Source organism: Treponema denticola ATCC 35405 (assembly GCF_000008185.1).
GTDB classification, from domain to species: domain Bacteria; phylum Spirochaetota; class Spirochaetia; order Treponematales; family Treponemataceae; genus Treponema_B; species Treponema_B denticola.
The window spans coordinates 1187490-1211425 of the sequence record NC_002967.9; the positions used below are offsets into that span (position 1 = coordinate 1187490).

General features: G+C 37.8%; 32 protein-coding genes and 1 tRNA gene. 4 read left to right on the forward strand and 29 right to left on the reverse strand.

The features are described from left to right. Window position 1 precedes the first annotated feature (1 nt). From TDE_RS05505 to TDE_RS05600, 20 genes are all read right to left on the reverse strand, one after another. The gene (locus TDE_RS05505) at window positions 2–844 is read right to left on the reverse strand and encodes a hypothetical protein (protein WP_010956897.1); all 843 of its coding nucleotides are present in this window, start codon (window positions 842–844) and stop codon (window positions 2–4) included. A 24-nt stretch (window positions 845–868) separates the two neighbouring features. Next, window positions 869–1135 carry a hypothetical protein gene (locus TDE_RS05510; RefSeq protein WP_010956898.1) on the reverse strand — a complete coding sequence of 89 codons (267 nt, stop codon included), beginning with the start codon at window positions 1133–1135 and terminating at the stop codon, window positions 869–871. Then, window positions 1128–2810, reverse strand: coding sequence for a portal protein (locus TDE_RS05515; protein ID WP_010956899.1), 1683 nt, complete (start codon window positions 2808–2810; stop codon window positions 1128–1130). The genes TDE_RS05510 and TDE_RS05515 overlap by 8 nt, the downstream gene beginning before the upstream one ends. 52 nt (window positions 2811–2862) lie before the next feature. Beyond that, a complete protein-coding gene (locus tag TDE_RS05520) occupies window positions 2863–3459 on the reverse strand; it encodes an HNH endonuclease signature motif containing protein (protein ID WP_010956900.1) in 597 nt (198 codons plus the stop codon). Then, window positions 3452–3697: a hypothetical protein gene (locus tag TDE_RS05525; RefSeq protein ID WP_010956901.1), complete on the reverse strand. Its 246-nt coding sequence runs from the start codon at window positions 3695–3697 to the stop codon at window positions 3452–3454. Before TDE_RS05525 ends, TDE_RS05520 begins: the two co-directional genes overlap by 8 nt. 59 nt (window positions 3698–3756) lie before the next feature. After that, window positions 3757–4056, reverse strand: coding sequence for a hypothetical protein (locus TDE_RS05530; RefSeq protein ID WP_010956902.1), 300 nt, complete (start codon window positions 4054–4056; stop codon window positions 3757–3759). A gap of 165 nt (window positions 4057–4221) precedes the next feature. Continuing rightward, window positions 4222–4611: a hypothetical protein gene (locus tag TDE_RS05535; protein WP_164920594.1), complete on the reverse strand. Its 390-nt coding sequence runs from the start codon at window positions 4609–4611 to the stop codon at window positions 4222–4224. A gap of 29 nt (window positions 4612–4640) precedes the next feature. Then, window positions 4641–6002: a terminase family protein gene (locus TDE_RS05540; protein ID WP_164920595.1), complete on the reverse strand. Its 1362-nt coding sequence runs from the start codon at window positions 6000–6002 to the stop codon at window positions 4641–4643. 11 nt (window positions 6003–6013) lie between these two features. Next, window positions 6014–6625 (reverse strand): terminase small subunit, encoded by a 612-nt coding sequence (locus TDE_RS05545; RefSeq protein ID WP_010956905.1) that lies wholly within the window; start codon window positions 6623–6625, stop codon window positions 6014–6016. Window positions 6626–6628: 3 nt separating this feature from the next. Then, the gene (locus TDE_RS05550) at window positions 6629–7021 is read right to left on the reverse strand and encodes a hypothetical protein (RefSeq protein WP_010699135.1); all 393 of its coding nucleotides are present in this window, start codon (window positions 7019–7021) and stop codon (window positions 6629–6631) included. Beyond that, window positions 7018–8442, reverse strand: a complete 1425-nt coding sequence (locus TDE_RS05555; RefSeq protein WP_010956906.1) for a hypothetical protein — start codon at window positions 8440–8442, stop codon at window positions 7018–7020. Before TDE_RS05555 ends, TDE_RS05550 begins: the two co-directional genes overlap by 4 nt. Next, the gene (locus tag TDE_RS05560; protein ID WP_010956907.1) at window positions 8421–8642 is read right to left on the reverse strand and encodes a hypothetical protein; all 222 of its coding nucleotides are present in this window, start codon (window positions 8640–8642) and stop codon (window positions 8421–8423) included. Before TDE_RS05560 ends, TDE_RS05555 begins: the two co-directional genes overlap by 22 nt. Before the next feature lie 14 nt (window positions 8643–8656). After that, window positions 8657–10285: a ParB/RepB/Spo0J family partition protein gene (locus tag TDE_RS05565; RefSeq protein WP_010956908.1), complete on the reverse strand. Its 1629-nt coding sequence runs from the start codon at window positions 10283–10285 to the stop codon at window positions 8657–8659. A 15-nt stretch (window positions 10286–10300) separates the two neighbouring features. Beyond that, window positions 10301–10531, reverse strand: a complete 231-nt coding sequence (locus TDE_RS05570) for a hypothetical protein (RefSeq protein ID WP_010956909.1) — start codon at window positions 10529–10531, stop codon at window positions 10301–10303. Window positions 10532–10533: 2 nt separating this feature from the next. After that, window positions 10534–10767 (reverse strand): hypothetical protein, encoded by a 234-nt coding sequence (locus TDE_RS05575; protein WP_010956910.1) that lies wholly within the window; start codon window positions 10765–10767, stop codon window positions 10534–10536. A 14-nt stretch (window positions 10768–10781) separates the two neighbouring features. After that, window positions 10782–10991 carry a hypothetical protein gene (locus TDE_RS05580; protein WP_010956911.1) on the reverse strand — a complete coding sequence of 70 codons (210 nt, stop codon included), beginning with the start codon at window positions 10989–10991 and terminating at the stop codon, window positions 10782–10784. A 3-nt stretch (window positions 10992–10994) separates the two neighbouring features. Continuing rightward, entirely contained in the window at window positions 10995–11318 is a 324-nt protein-coding gene (locus TDE_RS05585) for a hypothetical protein (protein WP_010956912.1), read from the reverse strand. Beyond that, complete coding sequence (locus TDE_RS05590) at window positions 11315–11539, reverse strand: hypothetical protein (protein ID WP_010956913.1); 225 nt, start codon at window positions 11537–11539, stop codon at window positions 11315–11317. The genes TDE_RS05585 and TDE_RS05590 overlap by 4 nt, the downstream gene beginning before the upstream one ends. Window positions 11540–11549: 10 nt before the next feature. Next, window positions 11550–12083, reverse strand: coding sequence for a hypothetical protein (locus TDE_RS05595; RefSeq protein ID WP_010956914.1), 534 nt, complete (start codon window positions 12081–12083; stop codon window positions 11550–11552). Then, on the reverse strand, window positions 12080–12319 hold the full coding sequence (locus TDE_RS05600) for a helix-turn-helix transcriptional regulator (protein ID WP_245522458.1): 240 nt from the start codon (window positions 12317–12319) through the stop codon (window positions 12080–12082). Before TDE_RS05600 ends, TDE_RS05595 begins: the two co-directional genes overlap by 4 nt. Window positions 12320–12450: 131 nt before the next feature. Here TDE_RS05600 and TDE_RS05605 point away from each other — a divergent pair, with 131 nt between their 5' ends. Together TDE_RS05605 and TDE_RS05610 are read left to right on the forward strand one after the other, a co-directional pair. After that, window positions 12451–12813 (forward strand): helix-turn-helix domain-containing protein, encoded by a 363-nt coding sequence (locus TDE_RS05605; protein WP_010956916.1) that lies wholly within the window; start codon window positions 12451–12453, stop codon window positions 12811–12813. A gap of 12 nt (window positions 12814–12825) precedes the next feature. After that, window positions 12826–13629: a tetratricopeptide repeat protein gene (locus tag TDE_RS05610; protein ID WP_010956917.1), complete on the forward strand. Its 804-nt coding sequence runs from the start codon at window positions 12826–12828 to the stop codon at window positions 13627–13629. A gap of 228 nt (window positions 13630–13857) precedes the next feature. On the opposite strand, the gene TDE_RS05615 is transcribed toward TDE_RS05610, so the two are convergent. The 9 genes from TDE_RS05615 to TDE_RS05655 all read right to left on the reverse strand — a co-directional run bounded on the left by TDE_RS05615 (window position 13858) and on the right by TDE_RS05655 (window position 22434). Continuing rightward, entirely contained in the window at window positions 13858–14922 is a 1065-nt protein-coding gene (locus TDE_RS05615) for a tyrosine-type recombinase/integrase (protein WP_010956919.1), read from the reverse strand. 207 nt (window positions 14923–15129) lie between these two features. Continuing rightward, window positions 15130–15202, reverse strand: a tRNA-Met gene (locus TDE_RS05620). 49 nt (window positions 15203–15251) lie between these two features. Further along, window positions 15252–16001 (reverse strand): adenylate/guanylate cyclase domain-containing protein, encoded by a 750-nt coding sequence (locus TDE_RS05625; RefSeq protein ID WP_002670717.1) that lies wholly within the window; start codon window positions 15999–16001, stop codon window positions 15252–15254. A 116-nt stretch (window positions 16002–16117) separates the two neighbouring features. Continuing rightward, complete coding sequence (gene groL, locus TDE_RS05630; protein WP_002670719.1) at window positions 16118–17752, reverse strand: chaperonin GroEL; 1635 nt, start codon at window positions 17750–17752, stop codon at window positions 16118–16120. 130 nt (window positions 17753–17882) lie between these two features. After that, window positions 17883–19151, reverse strand: coding sequence for a coproporphyrinogen-III oxidase family protein (locus TDE_RS05635; protein WP_002682426.1), 1269 nt, complete (start codon window positions 19149–19151; stop codon window positions 17883–17885). Between the two features lie 43 nt (window positions 19152–19194). Further along, window positions 19195–19698 (reverse strand): flavodoxin family protein, encoded by a 504-nt coding sequence (locus TDE_RS05640; protein ID WP_002682427.1) that lies wholly within the window; start codon window positions 19696–19698, stop codon window positions 19195–19197. Between the two features lie 27 nt (window positions 19699–19725). Beyond that, window positions 19726–20514: an ABC transporter ATP-binding protein gene (locus TDE_RS05645; protein WP_002670725.1), complete on the reverse strand. Its 789-nt coding sequence runs from the start codon at window positions 20512–20514 to the stop codon at window positions 19726–19728. A gap of 15 nt (window positions 20515–20529) precedes the next feature. Next, complete coding sequence (locus TDE_RS05650) at window positions 20530–21519, reverse strand: FecCD family ABC transporter permease (RefSeq protein ID WP_002670726.1); 990 nt, start codon at window positions 21517–21519, stop codon at window positions 20530–20532. Continuing rightward, window positions 21520–22434 carry an ABC transporter substrate-binding protein gene (locus TDE_RS05655; protein ID WP_002671710.1) on the reverse strand — a complete coding sequence of 305 codons (915 nt, stop codon included), beginning with the start codon at window positions 22432–22434 and terminating at the stop codon, window positions 21520–21522. A gap of 108 nt (window positions 22435–22542) precedes the next feature. Here TDE_RS05655 and TDE_RS05660 point away from each other — a divergent pair, with 108 nt between their 5' ends. Together TDE_RS05660 and TDE_RS05670 are read left to right on the forward strand one after the other, a co-directional pair. Then, window positions 22543–23109: a methyltransferase gene (locus TDE_RS05660; protein ID WP_002682429.1), complete on the forward strand. Its 567-nt coding sequence runs from the start codon at window positions 22543–22545 to the stop codon at window positions 23107–23109. A gap of 153 nt (window positions 23110–23262) precedes the next feature. Further along, window positions 23263–23925 (forward strand): ABC transporter ATP-binding protein, encoded by a 663-nt coding sequence (locus TDE_RS05670; protein ID WP_002682432.1) that lies wholly within the window; start codon window positions 23263–23265, stop codon window positions 23923–23925. The last annotated feature ends 11 nt before the right edge of the window (window positions 23926–23936 follow it).

The window sequence follows — 23936 nt, forward strand, 5'->3', positions numbered from 1 at the left end:
CTTATTCATTAAAAAAAGAAAAGGTACCTCCCTCCCGTGCCGACTTAATGCCGTTAGGTGTTGTTCCGTTTCCTATAACGGCTTTACTTTCACCTAATGCTTCACCGGCATTTATCATAAGTTTGACAAAACCCGGATCATAGGCAAGCCCTGTTTCTTCTAACTGTTTCATAACTTCACCGCCTCCTAAAAGTTTTAAGGCTTTGGTGTAGTTCCCTATTTTTTGCTCAAAGAGGTTGCCGTATTCTTTTTGTAATAAGGCATCTGTCTCTTGTGCTTTTTTGACAATGATTTCCTTGTATTGAGCCTGCTGACTTTGTCCTATGTTTAAGAAAAAATCATAAAGTTCCTTAGCCTGCTTGTCTGATAGGTTAGCCTTAAAAGCTGCCTCTGCAAATCGTTTTTCTGCTTCGTATTTCTGATCAAAAGAATACTTATCGGCGGCTTCCGGTTTCCCTAATCGTTTATAAAAAGCATCAAGCTCCTCTTGTGTTGCTTTTTCGCCCGGGATTGTGTGCATACTTCCTTGTTTTTTTTCAAGTTCGATGTAGGAATTGGCAAGGCCTGATATATCCTCGAATTTGGATAAAACCTTAACCGCTTCTTCATTTTCCTTTAATTCTTTTGAAAGCTGTGCTCCCCAAGCTTTTAAAGCATAAGTTTCTGCTTCTTTGTTAGCCTGTCCACCCTTAGCATTTTCATCCCCTTTAGTTGCAGGGTTCTGATTGCTTCCAGTTCCTGCTCCCTTAAAAGCATCTAAAACTGATGTACCGGTCGCCTGTGTTTCTCCGCTTCCGTTACCCTGTGGTGTCTGATTGCCGTTGTTCTGATCTAGTTCACCCATTCCGTTACTCCTTATTTATCAAGGTTAATCAAGGTTATCGATTAAGCTATTAGTAATATTCAATGTCTTAATGATTCCCAATCTTTCCCTTAAAAAGAATTTTGCATATTCACACAAGGCTTTTTCAGCCTCGGTTTTTGCCTCCGTAAAATAAAATAAATCGTTTAAAAGAGCATTAAATATAATTTTCCCGTCTTCGGTTTTAAATACTCTTTTAAAAGTTTTTCTTAAAGCTTCTATCTGCTCATCGGGGCTGCTTGTTTCATACCCCGGTATTACGCACTTACTCATTATCGCCTCCTAGTCCTCCTGTAAGCTGTTCCGATAATTCTTGAATAGGCGATCCTTCTTTTACCGGCTCGTTAAGCTTATCGAAGTTATTGGTTATATTACTTTGTGCCTGCATTTGCATTTGAGCCTGCATAGCCTGCATTTGAGCTTCAGCCCTTTGCTGCCTGATTTTCTCTACCTCATCATCTTCACGGATTGCCGATTGCGGGAACCCGTTTGTATCAAGTACATTTTTAAGAAGTTTATCCGTATCGATATAATCAAGTACTTCGGGGTTCATCTGTATAATAGGCTGTGAGATAGCTAGGCTTGTCTGTACGCCTCCCGTTTGATGATACCTCTTTTGAGCCTGAGCTAAAGGCCCTACAAAGTCAACATTTAAAACGGCATCGGATCCGTTTAAAATATTGGGAGGCTCCGGAAAGCGTCCCTGCCTGTACATAATATTTAATGTACGGATAACTATTTCGGATAGAGCCTTGTTTTGATTGACTATCAGGCTTGATAAAAGAGCAGACTTTTCACCCTGTAATTCTATGACTTCTGTTGCTGTCTTTTGTGCTGTTTGGGCCTGTAACATAAGCATAAAATCGACATGGAACTTATCCCGCAATCTTGATTCTATATCCTGTATAGTTTCAAGCGTAATAGGAAAGTTTGCCCCTATGTTTATAGGTGTCATAATCATATCGGGCCTTTCATAATAGTTATATCCGGCAGGAACAACCGATTCAAAACCTCGCATAGAATCCGGTACATTCATAGGCGGCTCCGATACAAGCTGTGCTAACTTTAATCTTGCTTCTTCCACCTTGTTTAAAAGCCTCATATCAGGGATTGCCTCTCTTGCAGGGCTTCCCCCATAAGCGGATGAAGTTTCTTTTTCCCAAATAAAAACGCTGTAAGGCAATTCATAATAACCTGATTCTTCTAAAATCGTGTTATTGTCCATATCGATATAATAGCTTGCAAATTCCATATTTTTACCGTCAAGCTTGCTTTCATCGTAATCATCTCTAGGTAATACCGCATGTAAGATTTTAATTTCTTTGTTTTTACCCTTAATGTCCTTTGCATCGTTTTTTATCTGCTCGCTTACATTTTCCTCTCCAAAGCGGGCTATAATATTTTTTACCGTCATAGAAAAATATCTAAAAACGGTATCTATATCGCCGTATTCATTTTCTGCAATATAAATTTCAGGTTCCGCTATAGTCAAAAACCTGATAGAGTTCTCTTTTTTCTCGTCAATAAGCATAACGCCGTGCCCGAAAGAAGCAGCATTGCTTATAAATAAAGAAACCTGACTATATAGATTGTTCCTGTTGAATTCTTCATACAAGGCTTTTTCCGATTGCTCAAGCCAATCCTTAACGCCCGCATATTCAAGCATTTCAGTATTATTTAAAGATAGCTTTAGCCATGTAACATTGGGGCTTATTGTATAACCCATAAGCCCCGATACCAACTTTTTCAAATATTCGGACGGCCTGCCCGTATGCCGCTTAGGCCGTTTGATTTCTTCCTTGTTTTCGCTCCAGTCAAAAACATTAGAGCCTATATAAGTACAAACATCCTGCCATTCCGCCTCGTGCATGGAACGTTTATCCTTTAGAATGTCAAAAAGACCTTTTATATCGTCTAATAATTCTTTACTGTCCTTTTTAGTTTCCATACAAACATTCTATCAAAATAAATTTTTCTTGTTACATAACTTTAAAAAATAATTATTTTTTTTGTTTTTTCTTTAACTTGCTTTTTTGTAATATTATTTTTGATACCAGAACCCCTGTTTCCATAAGTTCCGGAGTGTTCCCTCTCAGCTTAAAATGTGTCATTACAGCAGCTTCGGCACGGCTCATTAAAAGAAGATTTTCAATACTACAGTTTTGCTTGTTTCCATCTTTGAAAGTTACAATCATTCCTTTAGGAACAGAGCCATGTTTTTTTTCATAAATACGAACATGCTTTAAACACCATACATTAGGTTCTTTTATCTTTATATAAACATAGCCGTTTGTATCTATTCGTTCAGAGCCTACGGGTCTATGATTTTTAGGAATATTCCCTTTTTTAAACCAGCCCTTTTCACACCCCGGAGAATAATAACCTTTCCGCCCTTTATTGTAAGGAGTATGTCCTTTAGGAAAGTGTCCTGTAAGACCGCTTTTAATGTGCCTATTATGTTTACATGTTCTAATTTGAGCTTCAGTGTAATTAGTTGCAAAGACTTGGTTTACAAGCTCCGTAAGTTCTGCTGTAGATTTTCCTTTTACATTTTCTTTTATGTAAAAAATAATATGGTCTGGAAAAAGTTTACTCATTACCAACTCCTATTCTGAGCATTTCAGGTACCTTGGCATTACCGGTTTTCCATTCATCGGCATACTTATAGGCTTGAAGTGAAAGATTTGCATTTTTAATAATAGCCTCTGCTACCTTTACTACGGCATCAGCCTTTTTAATTTCAAGGTCAGCATTTTTTTCCATAACTTCATCATCCATTAAACGTTCAATCTGTTCAAATAAATGGTTATTTAAATCGGTTAATTTATTTTTCATATTATATTTCCTCCTCTCTTATTTTAGTGGCTGTAAACTTTTAGTTGGCAACCACTTTTTTAATCTCTAAGATTATCAATATCCGCCTTATCCACTCCCATACTGATAAGCAGTAAGGTACAATAACCTATAATATCTGCAACATCATTGATACGCGGTTTTTCATCAGTATTTGCCATAATGCGTCCAAGTTTATCGTCAAGCCGAATCAAAATAGAATTAACGGCATCTCCTTTATAAAAAATCTGTTTAGGATTTAATGCCGAATTTCCGTATAGTCTGTTTTTATATAAAAGCAAATCTTCCATCGCTTCCATAATTTCATTTATCTTATTCCGTGTATCGGTTTCATTACTCATATTTTCGCACCTCCTTCTATCTCAAAGCAACGGCAATGCCTGTAATTAAAAAAAGTAACCCAATTCCGCAAAATATTACTAACAGTAAAATCTTTAGAATTGTAATAATCTTTTCTGTAATGTTGTAAAACTCATAGTCTGTCATTTTTCATCTTCTCCTCCACTTTATTTATACCAATCAGAATTCTTTTTAAGCCATCTTTTTACATTTATTTTTTTTATGCAAACTTGCTCATATACAGAAACTTCGTAATCTTTCAACACTTCTTTTACAAACCTTAAAGCTGCTTTTTTCATTCGTTCTGTAGGTTCTGTAGCAATATCATCGTAATAACTAAAATTCCAATCCAAAGATTCTAGAAAATTATCTAAAACACAAGCCGCCTCACTTTTTACATCAGGCTTCATTTTTACAAAACCTGTTAATATTAAGCCTTCTGGTATTTCCTTTTCTTGTTCTGTAATTTCTGCCAAAGCCATTTGTATAGCATCATCAATATTGTATGATAAAGGAATTTCACTATTGGCTAAGCTCCAATATTTAGTTTCTTTCATCTTATCCTCTTCTCCTCTTAAAAAAATATTTACCCATACGGATCAAAGCTTGCGCCTCTTGTCCGCTTGTTTTTAAAATTCCATTGCCCGTTTTGTTTTTCTAAGGCCCTGCCTGGGTGCCTTGCGTATTCGCTCATAATCGCATAACGTGTTTCATCATAAATATGATCCTCCAATGTAGTGTCTATATCTTCCGGCCTCGTAGTGCTTGGAAGTAATAGCGGTATAGTCCTTATAAAATCAAAGCAGGTATCAAAGACTAAAAGCATAGGCTTCCCGTCCTCTCCCTTACTCTTTAATAATTGATGGAACTGCATCTTGCCGTTAATCCTATCGTTATCAGCCTTGATCAGTTTCCAGCCTTCAACTTCAAACTTATCTGCTATTGTAGGCCCGTCATCCGTTTTGCCCCAAACTGCGGGATCGGCAACCATCGTATTTACACCTTCGGCAATGGATAAGGCGTAAGCTTCTTTTGCAATACTGCTCGCACTTCGCCTTACCCCCTTATTGGCTTCTCCATTTTCACAGCCGTAAAGCTCACGGTATCTAATCATCCGGCCGTCCCTTGAAACTGCCCACCAGCCTATACTGAAAGGCCTTGAATATCCCCAGTCCATGGAACAAAACTTAAACCACACACCCGGATCAAGAGCTATAGGTTTAATCACATGGCTTTCTCGGCTAAACTCCTCAAAAGCACTACCGGCTATAATATCCCAGTTACCTTTTCTTAAAGCCTCATAAAGATACTTTGGCAAAAGCCTTAACCGCTTTTCATAACCTTTATCGTTCTTTATTAAATAATCGTTATCGTCCAATCTGCTCGGAATAAAACATCTTGTATTCCCGTCCTCATCCGTATAGATTGTATTCGGGTTTTGATTATCAATAAACCTTTTCTTTAACCAGCCGTGCCCTACGCCTCCGGGGTTTCCCGTTCCTCTCATATAACAAGGAATACCCTTAGCACTTCGGCATCGGCTCATCATATACCTCCAGCAATAATCGCTTGAATAATTGCCTAACTCATCAAAGCCTATCCATGTATATTGGTGCCCCTGATAATTGCTTACATCATCATCTCTTTCCAAGTACCTCAATCTTAAAAATGAACCTGTCGGAAAATTAAAAATATTATCGGTTTTTTTATAAACCGCTCCCATCGGAATATAGAGCTCTTTAGCCCTTACGATAATATCTTCCAATTCTTTATAGGTTCTACGGAATAAAATACCTCTCCAGTTCTCCCTATGCTTATTGCAACCGGCTAAAAAATCCATAAGTAAAAAGTCCGTTTTACCCCCTCCTGCAGCTCCTCCATAAAAAAGCTCAAAGGCAGGGCATTGTAAGGCTAGTGATTGTTTTTTAGTCGGTTTCCAAATAATCATATAATTCCTTTTTAACTTGTTTTAGTTTCTGTCTGCCATTCGGCAATAGAGGTTTTATCGCTTATCATAGCGACCGGCATCATAGCTTCCATATTTATTTCAGGCTTAACAAGGCTTAAGTACTTCATTAAAACAGTCAAAGCCTTATGCCTATTTGCAAGCTTTACAACAGTGCAAGGTGCTCCATCTTTTGTATAAAAGGTTTGAATCTGCTCTACGCAAATAGCGAGCGGGCCTAGTTCTTTTAAAGGTTTTAATAATTCTCCTGTGTTTGTGATAATGTCTGCGGGGTTATAAAAGGCTAAATGTTCATAAGTTTTTAAAATTTTATAGGCAGTCAGTTCATCGTCCAGCTCCCTAGTCAATTTTAATAAACTTCTCGCACTTTTTTTTACCTTAGCAATTCTTAGCAATTTCGAAGCTCCCGTTGCGGCCGCTTCATCGCTCTTACATTTTGGATAAGCCTTTCTATATGCGAGTGTTCCGTTTAAAAAACACCACTCATCAGTACAATAATAAAGAACAAAAAGCCTTTGTTGCTCGTTTAATTCTTCAGCCCAATCTTCAACTTTAGGCTTAATTTTAGCTTTACTCTCATCCTTTGCCTTTGCTATCTTTGCCATTGTTTAACCTTTTCTTTTTTTTATCTCGCAGGCAAACATTTTTTTTAATAAGTCCTTTCCGTTCGGATCAAGACCGTATTCCTTTGCTGCCTCTGCAAGGTTTTTTTGAATATCTTCTTTGTTCTCCTCTTTTTTGCTTAAAACCATTGAAGGCTTTAATCTTTTGGCCGCTTCTTTTGCTTTTTTTAAGTGCAAATTAAAGCGGTAAACATCAGGCGGGCTAAAACCTCTTGAATAATGCTCTATAAGCTCATTATACAAAGCGGCCCGCTCCCAATCATTTAACTTTTTAATAAAGCTAAATACGACTATCCTAATATTTTCCTCGTATTCCCCGTAATATTTTTCAATCTCGATAAAAAATTCTACAAGGCCGAGGCTTTCAAAAAAAATCATAGTTCGTTGTCCATAACTTTTTTAAGTTCGGCAGCCCAGTGCATACCTCCCTGATCTTTCGGGTGTAAGATTTTAGACACCGAATAAAAAACCTTAGAATAATTACCCGGTTTTAAAAGCATAATAGGCGTACAAGGCATATTTTCAAAATAACCGCCCTTGTTTAAAAGCCGGTTAAAAGAATTAGTAAACTGGCAGGCTATAATTTCAGCCGTATTTTTTTCATCCTCCAACTTTACAATCATTTTTGCCAATTCAGCACAGGCTAAAAGCTCTGCTTCCTCATCTACAAAGCCCATCGGGTTTTTATCGTTAAAAAATGTCCAAAGAATTTTAAAACACGCACGCCTCCGCTCTGCCTCTCTTTTTGTCTTTTTTGTATCTTCCGCAACTGCAGCCAGTTCTGGTGCGGGCTCTCTTTCTCGTTCGGGCGGCTCCTCTGTTTCTTTTTCCTCTGCCTCCCTCTCTTTCAGTATTTCTCCTGTCGGGGCTCGGGCAGGATTTTCGGCTCTATCTGTGTGTGTCTTGTCTTTTCTCTTTCTCCCCTTTCTCTTTTTCTGTTCTGTGTCCTCTATGTCTATCTCTCCTCTGTCTGTTTCTCTCTCTGTCTCTCTATCTCTCATCTCTCTTTCTTCTGTCTCTATCTCTTCTCCCTCTGTCTGTCTCTCTCTATCTCTTCTGTCTGTCTCTTCTGTCTTAAGAGGTGTCGGGTAACGCTGCGTTACCGAGCAGTTTTCGGCTGTTACCTCGTTTTTTTCGCCGGTAACGCCCGTTACATCAGGGTAACGCTCGGTAACGCTTTTGGGCGTTTCGGCGGCCGCCGATTCAGGCGGCTCAACAATCTTGATCGGGGCTTCCATTTCATCTTCTTTTTCTAAGCGTAAAAAGAGGGCTAAAATCTCATCATCGCTTAATTCGCCCGCCTCATCATAGACAGCGTCCGTATCATCAGAAACATCGGGCTTAGGGGTATCGATTGGGTTTTCTGCAGGCGGTGCCTGTCTGCCTTTTGAGCCTAAAAAACTTCGTTTTTCAGGCTGTTTTTTTTCGGCTATACGGGATCTATAGGCCGCCTGTTTTTCTGCAGCAGTCATCCGCCCCGGATAAGGATCAAGCCATCCTGCTATCCTATAAGCCGGTACACCGCTAATAGTAATTTCTTCTATTATGTGTCTATCCAAAAACCTATAAAGCAAATCTACAAGATCATCTTCGCTCATTATGCAGGTATAAGAGAATACGGCTAAATCGCTTAAATCTACTACGCCGTCATCATCGGCATTACAATACAAAGCAACAAACAATGTAAAAACTTGGTGTTGTCTTTCTTTCGGTAATTTCTTGGCGATAAAAAGAAGTGCCGGGTTTGTGATTGTATCTCTTGGGAATTTTCTCCATGTTAAAGTTTTGCCGTCTGCCATTTATAAATCCTCGTCTTTAAGTAATGCGTATTTTCCGTAACTCTTTTCGTAAATAGGATAGGTGAGTGATAGAGTTGTAAGAATTCCTTGTACCGAGCCTTCACCAGCTCCGGTAAAAGCTCTAATATCTTTTGAAGTAAAAAAATCCTTGCTCCGGATATAATTATAAATAGATTCGTAATCATAAACGGTTCGCCCATCCGGCCGGCCTCCTTTAAATGTAACATACTTTTTCTCCGTCTTCGTTTTTTTCGCTCCGAAAAGAATCATCGGTAATATCTTCATCCTCTGTTTCTTCCAATTCATATTCCGATTCATCGTCTGATTCTTCATCCGGGGCTTTTTTTAAATCTTTGATTACAAGGTTTTTTAATTCTTCATTAAATATTTTTTTTGCTTCTTTAATATCGAGTCCTAAAAGTTTTATAACTGTATCAAGTCCCTCATAGATGTTAGAATCAAGAATTCTGAGAATAAATGCGTAAAAGAATAAATTTAAAAAATCTATATGTTTAAAATTAAATCTCTTTGTGTCTTTTAAATTAGTAAGATTAGCACCCGTCATAATCTTAAAAGCATCACAAATAAAATCTTTATTAGAGCTCCTAAAAATACAATCAAAAAAATTATCCGATAAATAAAAAGTAGGATTGGGTTTTAAAAACTCTTTTTTTAACAAAGTACAAACAGTGTTCGTTTTTGCTTGTCTTTCCATGCTGTAATTAAATAAGTTTTGTTTGTCCGCCGTTTTTTTTGCTTCTTCTTTGTATTCATCAGGAAGAGCTTCAATGATAAGTTTTTCTTCATCGGTTATTTCTCTTTTAGTTTTAAAATACTTGTTATAATCTTCATCTTTCATAACAAATTTTATTTTGTCATCGATAACATCATACCAAGGAATAATACACTTTCTTACTTCATCAAATAAAGTACAAACATCCACCCTCTGATCAAGCTGTGTATAGTCCATAAAACTGCAAAGGTCTATTTTAAAATCAAAAAATTTTTGTAAAGACATTAAAAATTCTTCTTTTATTCCGTTTACAAATAGAAAATCAAGATCACTGTAATTGCTTACACCCTTTTCTATCTTTTCTCTATAATGCTTAACTATTTCCTGTTCGTAACACTCATGATCCAGACAATAATCATCCCTGTCGTTAAGTTCCGGGAAAAGATTGTTATCGGTATATCTGGTTCTTTTTGTGCAGTTCTTGCAAAGAGTGCAAGGAAAATCAAGCCTGTTTTTAGCATATCTGCGGATAGCGTAATCGGCATTACCGTCGAACCATGTATCTTTTGAAATTGCGTTGTAAATATTTTCTTGCACTTCAGTAGGCAAACATGCAATTCTTGCAGCTTGTGATATGTTTATGCTTCCTTTTTTAAAAAACTCTTTCATGTTGTCGGTAAGCTCTGTAAGCTTAATACGTTGATAGATGTGGGAGGGTGAGCGGTCAAAGGTTTTGGATAATTCGTCAATCGTTTTTCCCTCTTTAAGAAGTTTTTTAAAATTAGCTCCCTCGTCTACCGGGTGCATATCCAAGCGATTAACGTTTTCAGCCAAAGCGATTTCCTCATTAGGAATAAGCTCATCTTCGGCATAGACTACGGCTTCAATTTCTTTTAAGCCTAAGGTTTTTACCGCCTCAAGCCTTCTTCTTCCGGCAATAATCGTATAAGGGAATTCGTTATCCCCCGATTCATACCTTACGGTAATAGGGTTGATAAGCCCGATCTCTTTAATTGAAGCGGCTAGGGTATCGATGTTTCCATAGCCTCCCATCTTCCTGTCAAGGTTCGGTAAAACTTCCGAAACTAAAATAGTTTTTCTTTCTGCCATTTTTTCTCTCTCCTCTTAATGGTCTTTTAAATATTCGATGCCGAGTACTTCCCCGTCAAAAAGCTTTTTTATCCTATGTACCCTTTTAGGAAACTTAGGCCTTGGATCTGCAAAGCAGCATAAAAAAACTTCTTTATCGGAATAGTGCACTCCGTCCTCGGTGTCTATTTCATATTTGCCGTCAGTCTCGGTAATCGTAATTCTTTGACTTAAAAGCTCCGATTCAACCGTATAAATTGTTTTCATTTTTAAAGTCTATAAGAATCTGCGGGCTTACCGACTACCATTTTTTTTAAACCTGCTCGCTCCATCTCTTTATCCAAAAGATAAAGCATAAAGGCGGCGGGTTTTCTGCCTCCCGAATTCAAAAACTCAAGGGCTTTTTGTTTTTCTTCAGAACTTGGAAAGGTTAGGGTTAAACCTAAAACCGTTTTTCTTTTTTCGTTCCATTGTGAAGAAACATCAGCGGATTTTGTTTTCACTATCTCTCACCTCCTTAAAAATTTTTGTTTAATTCAAGGCTTAAATCTTCTTTTAAAAGATTTCGGGCCTCGTTAATATTCCTGTTGATTAAGCCGTAAAGTTTTTCTGTATGAGTCTTGATTGGATTCCGTGACTCATAAGCTCTTTTTAGTTCGATAATGTTGCTGTTTAAATTATCAAGCATTTCGTTCATTGTTGCATAAAAGTTTGATCCCGTTTTCATCCTTTACCCCCTTATTGGAATTTCCATATATTCCGGCACTTCTACCTTTCGGCCGTCTATTCTTATAAATACAGGCTTAGCCTTTTCGATAAGCATGGCTTGGCCGTTCTTTTGCGGTATTTGGAGCTGCTTATAAGCCGATTTTTTAGCCCCGGATAAGCTTCTTCTGTAAAGCTTTTCTGTCTGCTTTCCGTTGTGCAAAATAAAAATGTGGTATTTATAGGTTAATTCGGGGGTGTTAAAAATCACTGCCTCCATTATTTCTCCATGAGTATGAATGTTTTTATAGTCTACCTGCTTGCGGTAATAGTTAATCTGCCTTTTCATTTTTTTGCCTCTGTAATTATTTTAAAACTTCTAACTAAAGATTTTCTGCATGGGACTTCTTCGCCTTTTAACCAGTATTTACTCATACCTTCCAAATAATCGTCCGTTAAAGATACTGGATACCATTCATCATTAGTATCAAAGTCTTTAACAGCTATAGCGTTAAAAGTCGGATGACGTGATGAATTGATTTGAATTAGAGTATTCTTTGTTATTTTCATTTTGTCCTCCTTAATTCTTTGGTAAGAATCTTTTAATTTCTCTGTTTATATGCTGCTGACTTCTGCACTCAACTGTGGGTTCAGGACCTCTATATTTAGCATCTAAGTCGTCCGAATATTTTTGAAATTTTTTACTGTCGGCATCAGATAGCATATAATTACCTATTATTTTTTTGATGTGGCTGTCGGGACCTTTTAGCCGTAGAAAGCTTGAATAGTTGTTGCTTGGATTTATGACATAAGACATTACAAATTCATTCCATACTATAATTCCCATACGATCATCATTACCAAATATCACTAAATCAAATTCATATAGATATTCGCCGTTTATTTTTACACCGGTGTTACGGCATACTGTATAAGGTCGTATGGGATATGTATTGATAGGACATTCTAATCTTTCTGTAAAGCCTTCGTTTCCGACATCAAGAAAATCAACTCCTGCAACTTCATAGTAAAAACCGCAAAGAATGTGTTCTTCTTTTGGATCTTCACAATGTTCTAAAGCTTTGACTTTGTATAAATCTACATCAAATTTCATTTTGTCCTCCTTTTGCTTCTGCGCGCTGCCATATCCAAAAGCATTTTATCCGCTTCTTTGTGCATCTCTTCGGAGGTCATTTGACGGCCTCCCAAAAGCCATTGTTCGATCTCTTCTTTTACAAAAAAGAGTCGTCCGCCGTTGGGTTTGTATACCGGAATCATTTTTTTATGTACAAGGTTGTAGATGTACGATTGGGTATAACCCGTAAGCTCCATAACTTGCTTCATGTTCATAATCATAGTTTTTCTCCTCTTAGATAGTGTAATTACACTATCTAATATTTATTATAATGTAATTACAATATTTGTCAATACATTTTTTACAATTTTTACAATTTTTATGGTAAAATAGCCGATAAATTAGTATGGCTTTTAGAGAAAATGTAAAAAAACTTATGGATAAGCACGGGCTAATAGCTAAAGAGCTTGCTTTAAGAGCGAAAATAAGTGTTAATACTCTAAATATGTATCTTGGCTATAAAGAATCATTACCAAATGTAGATATTGGTGTAAAAATTGCAAAGGCTCTTGATACAACTGTAGAATATCTTGTTACCGGCATAGAGTCTTCATCAGGAATAGTCATTGCTCCTGAAGATATTGAGTTAATCAAAAAAATTCATCTTTTAGATGATATAGATAAAAAAGTGGTAGAGGATTTAATCCAAAGCTTTATCGATAGAAAGCGATCAGAAGTTTCCGCGATGGAAACGTCCCGTATTGGTTGAGGTGAGGTATTTATGAAAAAAATATTTTTTTGTTTAATATTGTTTATGATAGCTCTTTTATGCTTTGCAGATAAAAAATTTGAAAAGGTAAAAGCAGCTGCCGAACAGGGAGATGCATTCGCTCAGTTTAATCTTGCTGCTATGTATGATAAAGGGGACGAATCTCTTGTCGATAAAAAACAAGCTGTTTATTGGTATACAAAAGCTGCCGAACAGGGATATGATGTAGCTCAGCTTTTTCTTGCTTTTATGTATGATATAGGTGATGGAATTCCTATTGACAAAAAACAGGCTTTTTATTGGTATACAAAAGCCGCAGAACAGGGAAATGTAGCAGCACAGTGTATTCTTGGTCTAATGTATTCTAATGGAGATGGGACCCCGGTAGATAAAAAACAAGCTTTTTATTGGTTCAAAAAAGCTGCCGAACAGGGATATGCAAAAGCACAGTTTAATCTTGGTGGTATGTATTACAAAGGCAATGGAATACTGACTGATAAAAAACAAGCTTTTTATTGGTTCAAAAAAGCTGCCGAACAGGGATATGCAGAAGCACAGTTTAATCTTGCTCTTATGTATTATAATGGAGATGGAATACTGGCTGACAAAAAACAAGCTTTTTATTGGTACACTAAATCTGCCGAAAAAGGACTCGCATTCGCCCAGTTTAATCTTGGTCTAATGTATTCTAATGGAGATGGAATACTGGCTGACAAAAAACAAGCTGCATATTGGATAAAGCAAGCCTATGAGAATGGTTATGAGCCGGCAAAAGAACTCTGGGATGCAGACGAACTTTGGAAATATCAGGATTAAGAAGCTTAGTTATAATAAAAAAATAATTTGAGGTATAAAATGCGTTATTTTTTAGCTGTATTATTATGTATAGTGCTATATTTTGTGATTTTTGGAGGCTTAGGCGTAATCCTTGATATGCCTTTATACAACTTGGGTGCTATGTTTTATTTACTCAATATAGGTTATATCGGGCTGTGTGTATTCCTATGGAAAAAAATCACAAAGAAAAATGATAAATAAATTTTACTAATCCCCCACAATCCCGTAATCAGGCAGCAAATCTATAGCCTCTTTTTTCTTCCTGTCCGTAACTTGTGTATATTGTGCCGTGGTGCTTATCTTGGTATGGCCTAAAAGTTTTTGAACCGTATATAAGTCCGCCCCGGACTCCAAAAGCAGGGTAGCGTGGGTATGTCTTGCCAAGTGCCAGCCTATCTTCTGTCTGACTCCGGCCCGCTTGCCCCATTCTATTAAATACTGATTCATATTGGTGCCGGTCGTTGCAACATGAGGAAAAATAAAATCTTCATCCGTTCTGTTCGGGTTTTCCTCTGCAAGAAGGTGCAAAAAAGCTATAGCCTCATCTTTGATAGGCAAATATACGGCCCTCTTTGTTTTCTGTTGAATCTTTGTAAGTGTCTTTTTCTCAAAAGATACGCCGCCCCATTTTAAGCTTTTTAAGTCGCTTATTCGTAGGCCCGTACAGCATGCAAACAAAAAGGCTTTTTTTACATCCGCCCCTAAAATCCCGCCTATAGGTTCTGCAGCCAATTTTCTAATATCTTCCGGCATTAAGAATTCTTTAATGCTTTCAGGGCAATGAATGTGTTTAACTCCTATTGTAGGATCTTTAACCAGCACTCCGTCTCTTACGGCCTTTTTAAAAAGAGTACGTAAAGAGCAGGCGTAATTTTCGCAAGTATAAGGCGATAGCTCCGTTTCTCTTTGTAGTGTCTGCTGGAAGTTTTCAAACCATGTCGGCGTTAAAGCATCCATTTTTAAGGTTGGCGATATTTTTTCAATCCAGAGAACAACCTTATGAAGCGGGTGCTTTTTATTTTTTTCTGCAGCCGCATTTTTTACATATTCAAGGACGGTTATTTTGGTAAGAGCAGGATCTGATAAGCCGTTACTTACGGCAATCAATGAAACTTCCCTTTTGCTCCTCAAAACTTCTGCCATATCCATAACTACCTTATTTTGAGCCTTATCGGTAGTAACCGTAAGCCCTGTGCTTTCCCTCCAACGTTTACCGCTGATATATATACTAAGATATATTTTATTGCGGTTAATCCATAGTTTTACGCTCATATTTCCCTCACTTTAGTAAGTTTCATAGCTTACATATAGTTTACAAACTGCTTACAATATCGGCAAAAATAAAGCAAAATAAAGTAGAAACAACTAAAATAATGTTAAATCGTGCTTTACGTGATAATCGTGTAAGTCTATAATAGCTATAAAGATGTGAAACAAACAATAAAAAAAGGCACTCATTTGAGTGCCTTTAAAAAAGATTAGCGGCAATAGGGCTTGAACCTATGACCTAACGGATATGAGCCGTTTGCTCTGCCAACTGAGCTATACCGCCGTAAGAGCTTTGAGTATATAAAAAATATACATTTATGTCAAGTCCTAATTTAGAAATCTAAGCTTAAAACTTTAAATATCGAAATAATTTTCGGATTTATATCCTTATACAAAAAGATAGCTTCCCTGTCTTCAGGTTTAACTCCTTTAAGGGCTCTGAGTTTTTTCATTACTTCAGGGTTTGTATTTTTTGTTGCATATATTGCACCGATGTCAACCAATTTTTTACTTACGATAAGTTCTCCGCCTGCTGCAAGGTTTTGAAGGCGGCATGCAAGATTGATGCCGTAACCTACATAATCTCTATATTTTAATTGAGATGCTTCTGCCGAAATTTCATATTTGTATACCTTATCTAGGACTAAAGCACCTCCTATTGCCAGATTTCCGTAGGGTTTAAATAGTTCTTCTCTTGTAAATTCTACATATGTAGTAAAAACCGTAACGGCTTCTTTTATTGCAACCCCATCCAGCTTATCCCATATAACTAAGGCTCCGTCTCCAAGCAGTTTATAATAAGAACAATTATAACCAAACTGATTAAGGCAGGAAAGGAAGTTGGATGTAAAAGATTTAATTAGACCGAAAACAACCGTTTCTTCGTTATTACACATAAAATCGCTAAAGCCGCGTACATCTATACAAAGGATAAGAGAATGCGGTCTTGTTTCACCGAGGTATACATTATCAAATATATCTATAGGGCCTTTTTTTAAGGCTTCCAATGTAAGAGAATCAAGTTCAACAGTATCTTTGCTTGATGCATTTATCCCTAATTCTGAAATTATATCATCACTCATAAAAGCATTGTAATATATATTTAAAAAAATAGCAAGGTAATTTTTATGATTTTACAAGAATATAAAAAAAGACCGTTATGTTAAACATCATAACGGTCTTCATTTTCTTATATACTTTAATACATTCCCATGCCGCCCATGTCGGGTGATGGCATCGCAGGACCTGCCTGTTTTTCAGGGATGTCCGTAATTGCACATTCGGTTGTCAGCAACAGGCTTGCAATTGAAGCTGCGTTCTGCAATGCGGAACGGGTAACCTTGGCAGGGTCGATGATACCGGCTTTTACCATATCCGTCCATTCCATTTTAGCGGCATCAAAGCCTACACCCTTCTTTTCCTTAGCCTTTTCTGCAATAACTGCTCCGTCCAAACCGGCATTTTCTGCAATTTGGCGGATCGGTTCTTCGAGGGCTCGTTTTACGATCTTAAAGCCTACTTTTTCGTCCTCTGTAAGAGAGCTCATATCGGCCTTTTCTAAGGCTGCAATGGCCTGAATCATTGCAAGACCGCCTCCTGCAACGATACCTTCTTCGATAGCGGCTCTTGTTGCCGAAAGAGCATCTTCAACTCTGTGCTTTTTCTCTTTCATTTCAACTTCGGTTACGGCACCGATCTTGATAACGGCAACGCCGCCTGAAAGCTTAGCCAATCTTTCTCTTAGTTTTTCGCTGTCGTACTCCGAATCGGTTGCATCAAGCTGGGCCTTGATCTGGGTAACTCTGTCTTTAATGTCCTTTGATTTTCCGGCTCCATCGATAATCATAGTGTTGTCTTTATCGATTTTTATGCTCTTTGCCTGTCCCAGCATTGAAATTTGAGCTGCTTCAAGCTTAAAGCCTAATTCTTCCGAAACAACCTGTCCGCCCGTTAAAACGGCTATGTCTTCAAGCATTTCCTTTCTTCTGTCGCCGAAACCGGGGGCCTTAACTGCACATGTCTTTAATGCACCTCGGAGGCTGTTTACAACCAAGGTTGCGAGGGCCTCGCCTTCAACATCTTCTGCGATGATTAAAAGAGGGCGGCCTGATTGGGCTACCTGCTCCAATAGGGGGAGAAGGTCCTTCATTGTAGAGATTGATTTATCGTAGATAAGAATGTAGGGATTTTCAAAAACGGTTTCCATTCTGTCTCTGTCGGTTACAAAGTAAGAAGAAATATATCCCCTATCGAACTGCATACCTTCTACATAGTCTGTAACGGTTTCCATTGTCTGGGCTTCGCCTACATCGATAACGCCGTCCTTTCCTACCTTGGCAATGGCGTCGGCGATGATTTTACCGATTTCCGCATCATTGTTTGCAGAAACGGAGGCAACGTGGGCAACTTCTTCCGAGCCCTTAATTTCTTTCGAATTTTTTTGAATATCTTCAACGGCAATAGCTACAGCCTTGTCGATACCGCGTTTTAATTCAAGCGGAGTCATTCCGGCAGCTACGGCCTTTAAGCCTTCTTTTACCATGGAGTATGCAAGAACGGTAGCTGTTGTGGTTCCGTCACCTGCAACATCATTTGTTTTTGTTGCAACTTCTTTTAAAAGCTGGGCACCCATATTTTCAAATTTGTTTTCAAGTTCGACTTCGCGTGCTACGGATACGCCGTCCTTTGTAACTGTAGGGGCACCGAAACTTTTATCGATAAGAACGTTTCGTCCCTTGGGTCCGAGTGTAACCTTTACTGCATTTGAAATTTGTTCAACACCGGCAAGCAGGCTTTTTCTAGCCTCTTCATTAAACAATAATTGTTTAGCCATTTTAGCTCTCCTTAAGAATCTATATTAATTTATTAATTATCGTGGGTATAAGATACAAAAAAAACGGCAAAACGGCAAGGGGGTAGGGGAATTGCCTTTATGCCGCTTCCTTCTTTAATTCTTTTTGTTATTAAAAAATGCTTTTTCCAAGTTCGGCTGCAAGACTGTTGCCCCAAAAAAAGCCCTTGTCGGTAAATTTATAATTTTTGGAGCCTTCATCTTTTTTGATCAAAGTCTCTTTTTCCAATCCGGTAAGCATATCATAGATTTTATCCGACTCTTCTTTTGTCAAAAAACTTAAATCCAACAATCCTTCTTGAAGCTGTCCTGAAAATCTTTTTATTCTGCGATAATCTTCGCTTATCCACATACCCGAAGTTTTATCAAAGCCGTTAATTTGATCCGCAAATTTTTCTTTGTCGAGGGGATTCATTACGGCCGTATTATTTACGAAGCCTCCGGCTCCGGCCCCCACAGGAAAAATATCGCCGCCTAGGTGCCCGCTTCTGATATATTCGTAGTTGTCTCTGCCGGGTTTTACAAGTTTTGTTATCTCTAAAAAATCGTAACCTGCTTTTCGGCTTTCTTCCAAAATGGTCAAAAAGAACTCTGCATCCTGATGAAGCGTTTTTTCGGCATATTCTTCTTTATCGACACTGCGGCCTATCTTGGAAGTATCCATTACGATGAGAGAGTAAAAAGAAAAACCTGCAATATCTAAGGCAAAGGCCTTATGTAAGTCATCCTTTAATATTTCCTTTGTTTCACCGGGATAATTATAAATAATATCGATGTTGACATTTTTAAAGCCGGTTTTAAAAGCTCGTCTCAAAAAATTTTCCGCATTTTCGCCGTTTCCGATTCTGCCCAATGTTTTTCGTCCTTCATCATTAAAGGTTTGAATACCGGCACTTATTCTGTTTAAACCGTTTTCAAAAAGAATTTTAAGCTTTTCGTCATCCAATTCAGAAACGGTAGTCTCCATCGAAATTTCGGCATCTTTTGCTATGTTAAAATTTTTTTGAAGAGCTTTAAGTATTTCGGCAAGCTGTTTTGCAGGCAGGGTTGTAGGTGTTCCGCCTCCGAAATAAACCGAATTTATGTTTGAGGTTTTTACATATTCCGTCTTACCGTAATTTTCAATCTGCCTTATCACAAGGGCGGCGTAGTCATCCGGTACCGGGTTTATTGTCCGCCTCATGCTGCAAAAATTGCAAATTTTTTTACAATAGGGTACGTGGATGTAAATGGATTTTTTCCCGTTTTGTGTATTGGGTTCTGAAAGGGCTTTTTCCAAAGACCTCATTCCTTTTGAATATTTCATGGAACCCATTCCTGTATCGTGATGAGATTTTTTGCGGTCTTTAAATGAACAATTTAAAATATCTTCTGCAGTCATTTATAGAATGCTCCTTATGTTAATTTTAACCGGCAGATTTTAATTATCTTCCGAAATTTTCAAATGCTTTTTTTGCATTTTCAAAATCTTTTTTATCAGGATGTTTTGCTGCCTCTTCATGGCGTTTTCTTCTTTCTTCATTCATGTAGTGCGGATGATCTTTAGGTAAGGATTTAAACATTTCGGTAAGAGCCGGATCTATTTTTCCTTGACAGCCGAATCCTGCAAGCACTTCATTTCCGTTTTTTGTTAAAAGCTCTTTTGCGCTTTTATGGCAATCTTCCGCATGGGGAGAATCGGGATAGGCTCCCAATGTAAAGAAATAGCCCGTTTTTTTGTTTTTAATCGTTTCCATAAAATTTAATGCTTCTTCATTTGGAAGGCCTTTATCGATCCAAAAACCTACAATGACCGCATCATAATTGTTTACGTCTTTAACTTCGCTCACTGCAAAAAAATCGGTTCCCTGAGGAAGAGTTTTTAATACGGCTTCTGCTACAGCCTTGGTGTTCCCAGTTTTACTTGAATAAGTCAATAAAATTTTCATAAATAATTCTCCTAATTGATTTTTGATTTAGATTTTGCCTTTTCTTTTAGGCAATACGATCGGAAAATGTTCCTCTTCGTCATAAATAACTTTACAGTCTATACCGTAAATTTGTTTTATAAGTTCTGAAGTAAAAATTTCTTGCGGTGTCCCTTTTTTGTAAAGTTTGCCGTCTTTTAATACGATAATTTCATCGCTATATTGTGCTGCCTGATTTAAATCGTGCAATACCATAATAATCGAAAGATTAGTGTTTCGATTTAAATCGTAAACAAGGTCCAAAAGTTCCAGCTGATAACCTATATCCAAATAGGTGGTAGGCTCATCCAGCAGTAGCACCTGAGGCTGCTGTGCCAATGCCATTGCAAGCCAGACACGCTGTCTTTCGCCGCCTGAAAGCATGCAAACTTTTTTTTCGGCAAAGTCGACTAAGTCCGTTTGGATAAGGACTTGTTGTAAAATGTCTTCATCTCTTTTTTCAAATTGCTGATACCATTTTTTATGCGGACATCTGCCGAAGTATATCAGATTTTTTACCGTAATATCTTCAGGCGAGATATTGTGCTGCAATAAAATTGCCAATCGTTTTGCAAATTCCTTTTTTGATACTGTTGCGATATCGGTATCGAAAAGGGATATTTGGCCGCATGCAGTATTTAAAAGGCGGGCAAAACTGCGTAAAATGGTTGATTTTCCGGAGCCGTTAGGCCCTATTATCGAAATAATTTTTCCTTGCGTAAAATCCGCCGAAAAACTTTTTACTACATCTTTTTTATCGTATCTTAACGAAATGTCTTTTGCAGAAACAGCTGTCATAACAAAAGTTCCTCCCTATTTCCTTTTACCGGAACTTCTCAAAAGGTACAGAAAAAACGGTGCTCCGAATATCGACATTACAATTCCTACAGGCAATTCAATCGGTGAAGCAATAGTACGGGCAAAAGTATCCGCTCCGAGCAGCAAAACTGCTCCGCTGAACATTGAAAACGGTAATAGACTCTTATAATCCGACCCGACCAGCATCCTCATGATATGGGGGATAACCAAACCTATAAAACCGATGATTCCGACAGTCGAAGTCGATATCCCTGCCAAAAAAGCCCCGATAATCGAAAGAAATACACGGCAGCGGTTGACACTTACCCCAAGACTTTTTGCTTTTTCATCTCCCAGCAATAAGACATTCGCTGCCCTAATACAAAGAAGAGCAAGTATCAGGGCCGGAATACTGTATACAATAAGCACTTGAAAATGCCGCCACGTTTTTCCTGACAAACTTCCGTTAAGCCACATCAACGCACCCTGAAGCCTGTCGCTAAATAAAATGGTAACCAAACCGGTAAGGCTTCCCAAAAGAGCATTGATTGCAACTCCCGATAGAATAATTCGTACGGGAGTAAACCCGTCTTTCCATGCTAAAAGATATATTAAAAAGGCTGCAAATATCGCCCCGACAAAAGCCGCAGGCGGTACCAAGTATGCATACTGAGGAAGAGCGAGCATCAATATAACCCCGGCGACACTGGCTCCTGCAGAAACGCCGATAATACCGGGATCCGCCAAGGGATTTTGCATAACCGCCTGCATCAAAGCTCCGGCAGATGCAAGATTCATTCCGACGACAAGGGCAACAAGGACACGCGGAAGCCTTAAATCAAAGATTACATCGGTAACGAGCTGCTCCCCTCTGCCGCACAGGGCCGCCCAAATTTGTGCAAATGAAAATTTGAGCGAACCCGATGCAACAGATGAAAAAAACAAAACTATAAGTAATAGAGATAAAACAATAAAAACACCTGCTTTTTTCACCTGTATTACCATCTACTTACTTCCATAAAAGTAGTTGCCTAAAGTTTCCAGAGCTTCCGGTATATAAGGGGACCCTGCAATAAAGAATATTCGGGTATCCAAACTATAATATCTCTTATTTTTAACGGCATCAATTTTTTGCCAAAAATCACTTTGAAATTCTTTTTCGTACATTTTTGCAGTATCTTTTGCATCACCGTGGCTGGTAAGCAAAATAATATCGGGATTGGAAGCCTTTACCAGCTCCAGATTCATAGGAACCGTAGTATTTTTTACCGTATTGTCCTTCCATATATTTTCCGCACCTAAGACCTTTATTAAACTGCCGACAAAAGAACCTTCCGTATGTATACTCATACTGTTGGGAAAACCTGCAATAATTAAAACTTTAAGAGGTTTTTTATTTTTATTGGCAGCTTTAACCTTTGCAACCACATCTTCGACTTCTTTTACATAAGCTGCGGCTTCTTTTTGCTTGTTGTAAACCTCACCTAAGTACTTCATCGAATTTAAAATATCGGTGTAGGTTGTAGTCTGCAAAAACTCCGCAGGGATATTTAAAGCCTTTAATTGTTCTGCAATAGGTGCACCCCTATCACCGGTTGCCAAATAAAAGTCGGGGTTTACTTCCTTAAGCTTTTCAAGATCAACGCGCATCGGCATACCGATTTCCGTTTTATCCTTATACCTTGCACTTATTTCCCGTTTTGTCGAAGGTCTTGCAACTATATCGACATCAAGCATGTCAAGCATCTGTAATAGAACAACCTGTCCTACAGCAGTCCTTTGAGGAACGGATGCAGGAACCATATAGCCGTACATTTCACGGCCTTTTTCCTGTTTCGTACTGCCTTCCTTGCTTCCTCCTGCAAACAGCAGGGTACTCATACAAAGGAAACCCAAAATAATAAATAATTTGTTTTTCATAAAAACCTCCAAAACAAAAGTTTTAACCATATTTCTTATAAAAGAAAGATGTTAGCCATAGCTAAGTTTGCAAAGGATAACATTATTTATTTTTTCTGTCAATAGGAAATGAAAAAAAGTGTTCGGTTTTTATCTAAAAAAAGTTCCGAATACATAGGAGAAGTTTTACTTTTTAGGAAAAAACTATCCGCCCTTGTAAACATAAAAGAACTTATAGATTCTAATCAAGAAAAAAATACTGAAAAGTTCTCTCAAAATAAGTTTTTTGATTTTGCGGAAATGGCACAAATTAATATCCAAGAAATTCTAACTTTTAGAAAACAAACCTTGCTGGCCGCCGTAAACTCATCATGTAAAAAGGGACCTAAAAACGTACTTGACCTTGGCGGAGGAGCCGGTGTCATGCTCGGTGCAATTGCGAAGCAATACCCCTGTGCTTCCTATACCTTATTTGAAAGGCCCGTTGTTGCAAAAATTGCCTATGATTACATAAAACAGATTTCCTTAAAAAATACGGTTAAAATAATAGAAGGCGATTTTCTAAAAGACGACATACGGAATGATTACGATTTAATAATCGCTTCCGGCATCTTTCCTTTTCGGAATCTTATAAAAAAAGAAGATTGCGAAAAGGATAAAAAAATTATGTTGACGGTTTTCTATACCTTATTTTAATGATAATAACTGCTGCCTTTTTTTCGTGTTTAATTGGACGTTTTAATATAGATTTCAAGGATATATATGCAATTTGTATAGGGGATAAACGTATTGAAACCATCGATTTGAAACGGCATATTTTATTTAAAGGAGGGTGAAATCCTTGCCGTTATGGAACGCAACGGCATCGGAAAAACCACCTTTATAAAATGTCTTGCGGGAATTCTTACATGGTCATCAGGGAGTTCTTTAATCATGGGAAAGCCTGTAGAAAAACGGACAAACTTTTTAGGCTATGTTCCTCAGGCAAAGGTGCCTTCTTTTTCGTACACGGTCCTTGATTTTGTTTCGTTCGGAAGAAGTTCCGTAAACGGGTACTTTGCTTCTCCGTCAAAAAAAGATTATGAGGCATCCCTTGCCGTTATGGAAGAACTCGATATAGCCTTCTTAAAAAATCGTTTTTGTAATGAAATAAGCGGAGGAGAATTACAACTTGCCTACATTGCAAAGGCTCTTGTTTGTAAGCCCCGTATTTTGATTCTTGATGAGCCGGAATCCAATTTGGATTTTTACAATCAAGGCCGGGTATTAAAAACGTTAAAAAAACTTTCACGCCAAAATAAAACTACAATAATCATAAATTCTCATCACATACAAAATATGCTGATCATTGCCGATAAGGGCTTATTGCTTTCGGAAGGCCACTTTTTGTTCGGCAGCATTGATTTGCTTATTACAAATGAAAACATAAAAACATTTTTTAACTCCGATGTTTTTGTGCTACCCGTTTTGCATGAGGGACAAAGTTTTAAAACATTTGTAGTAAAACTTTAGCAGGATTAAAT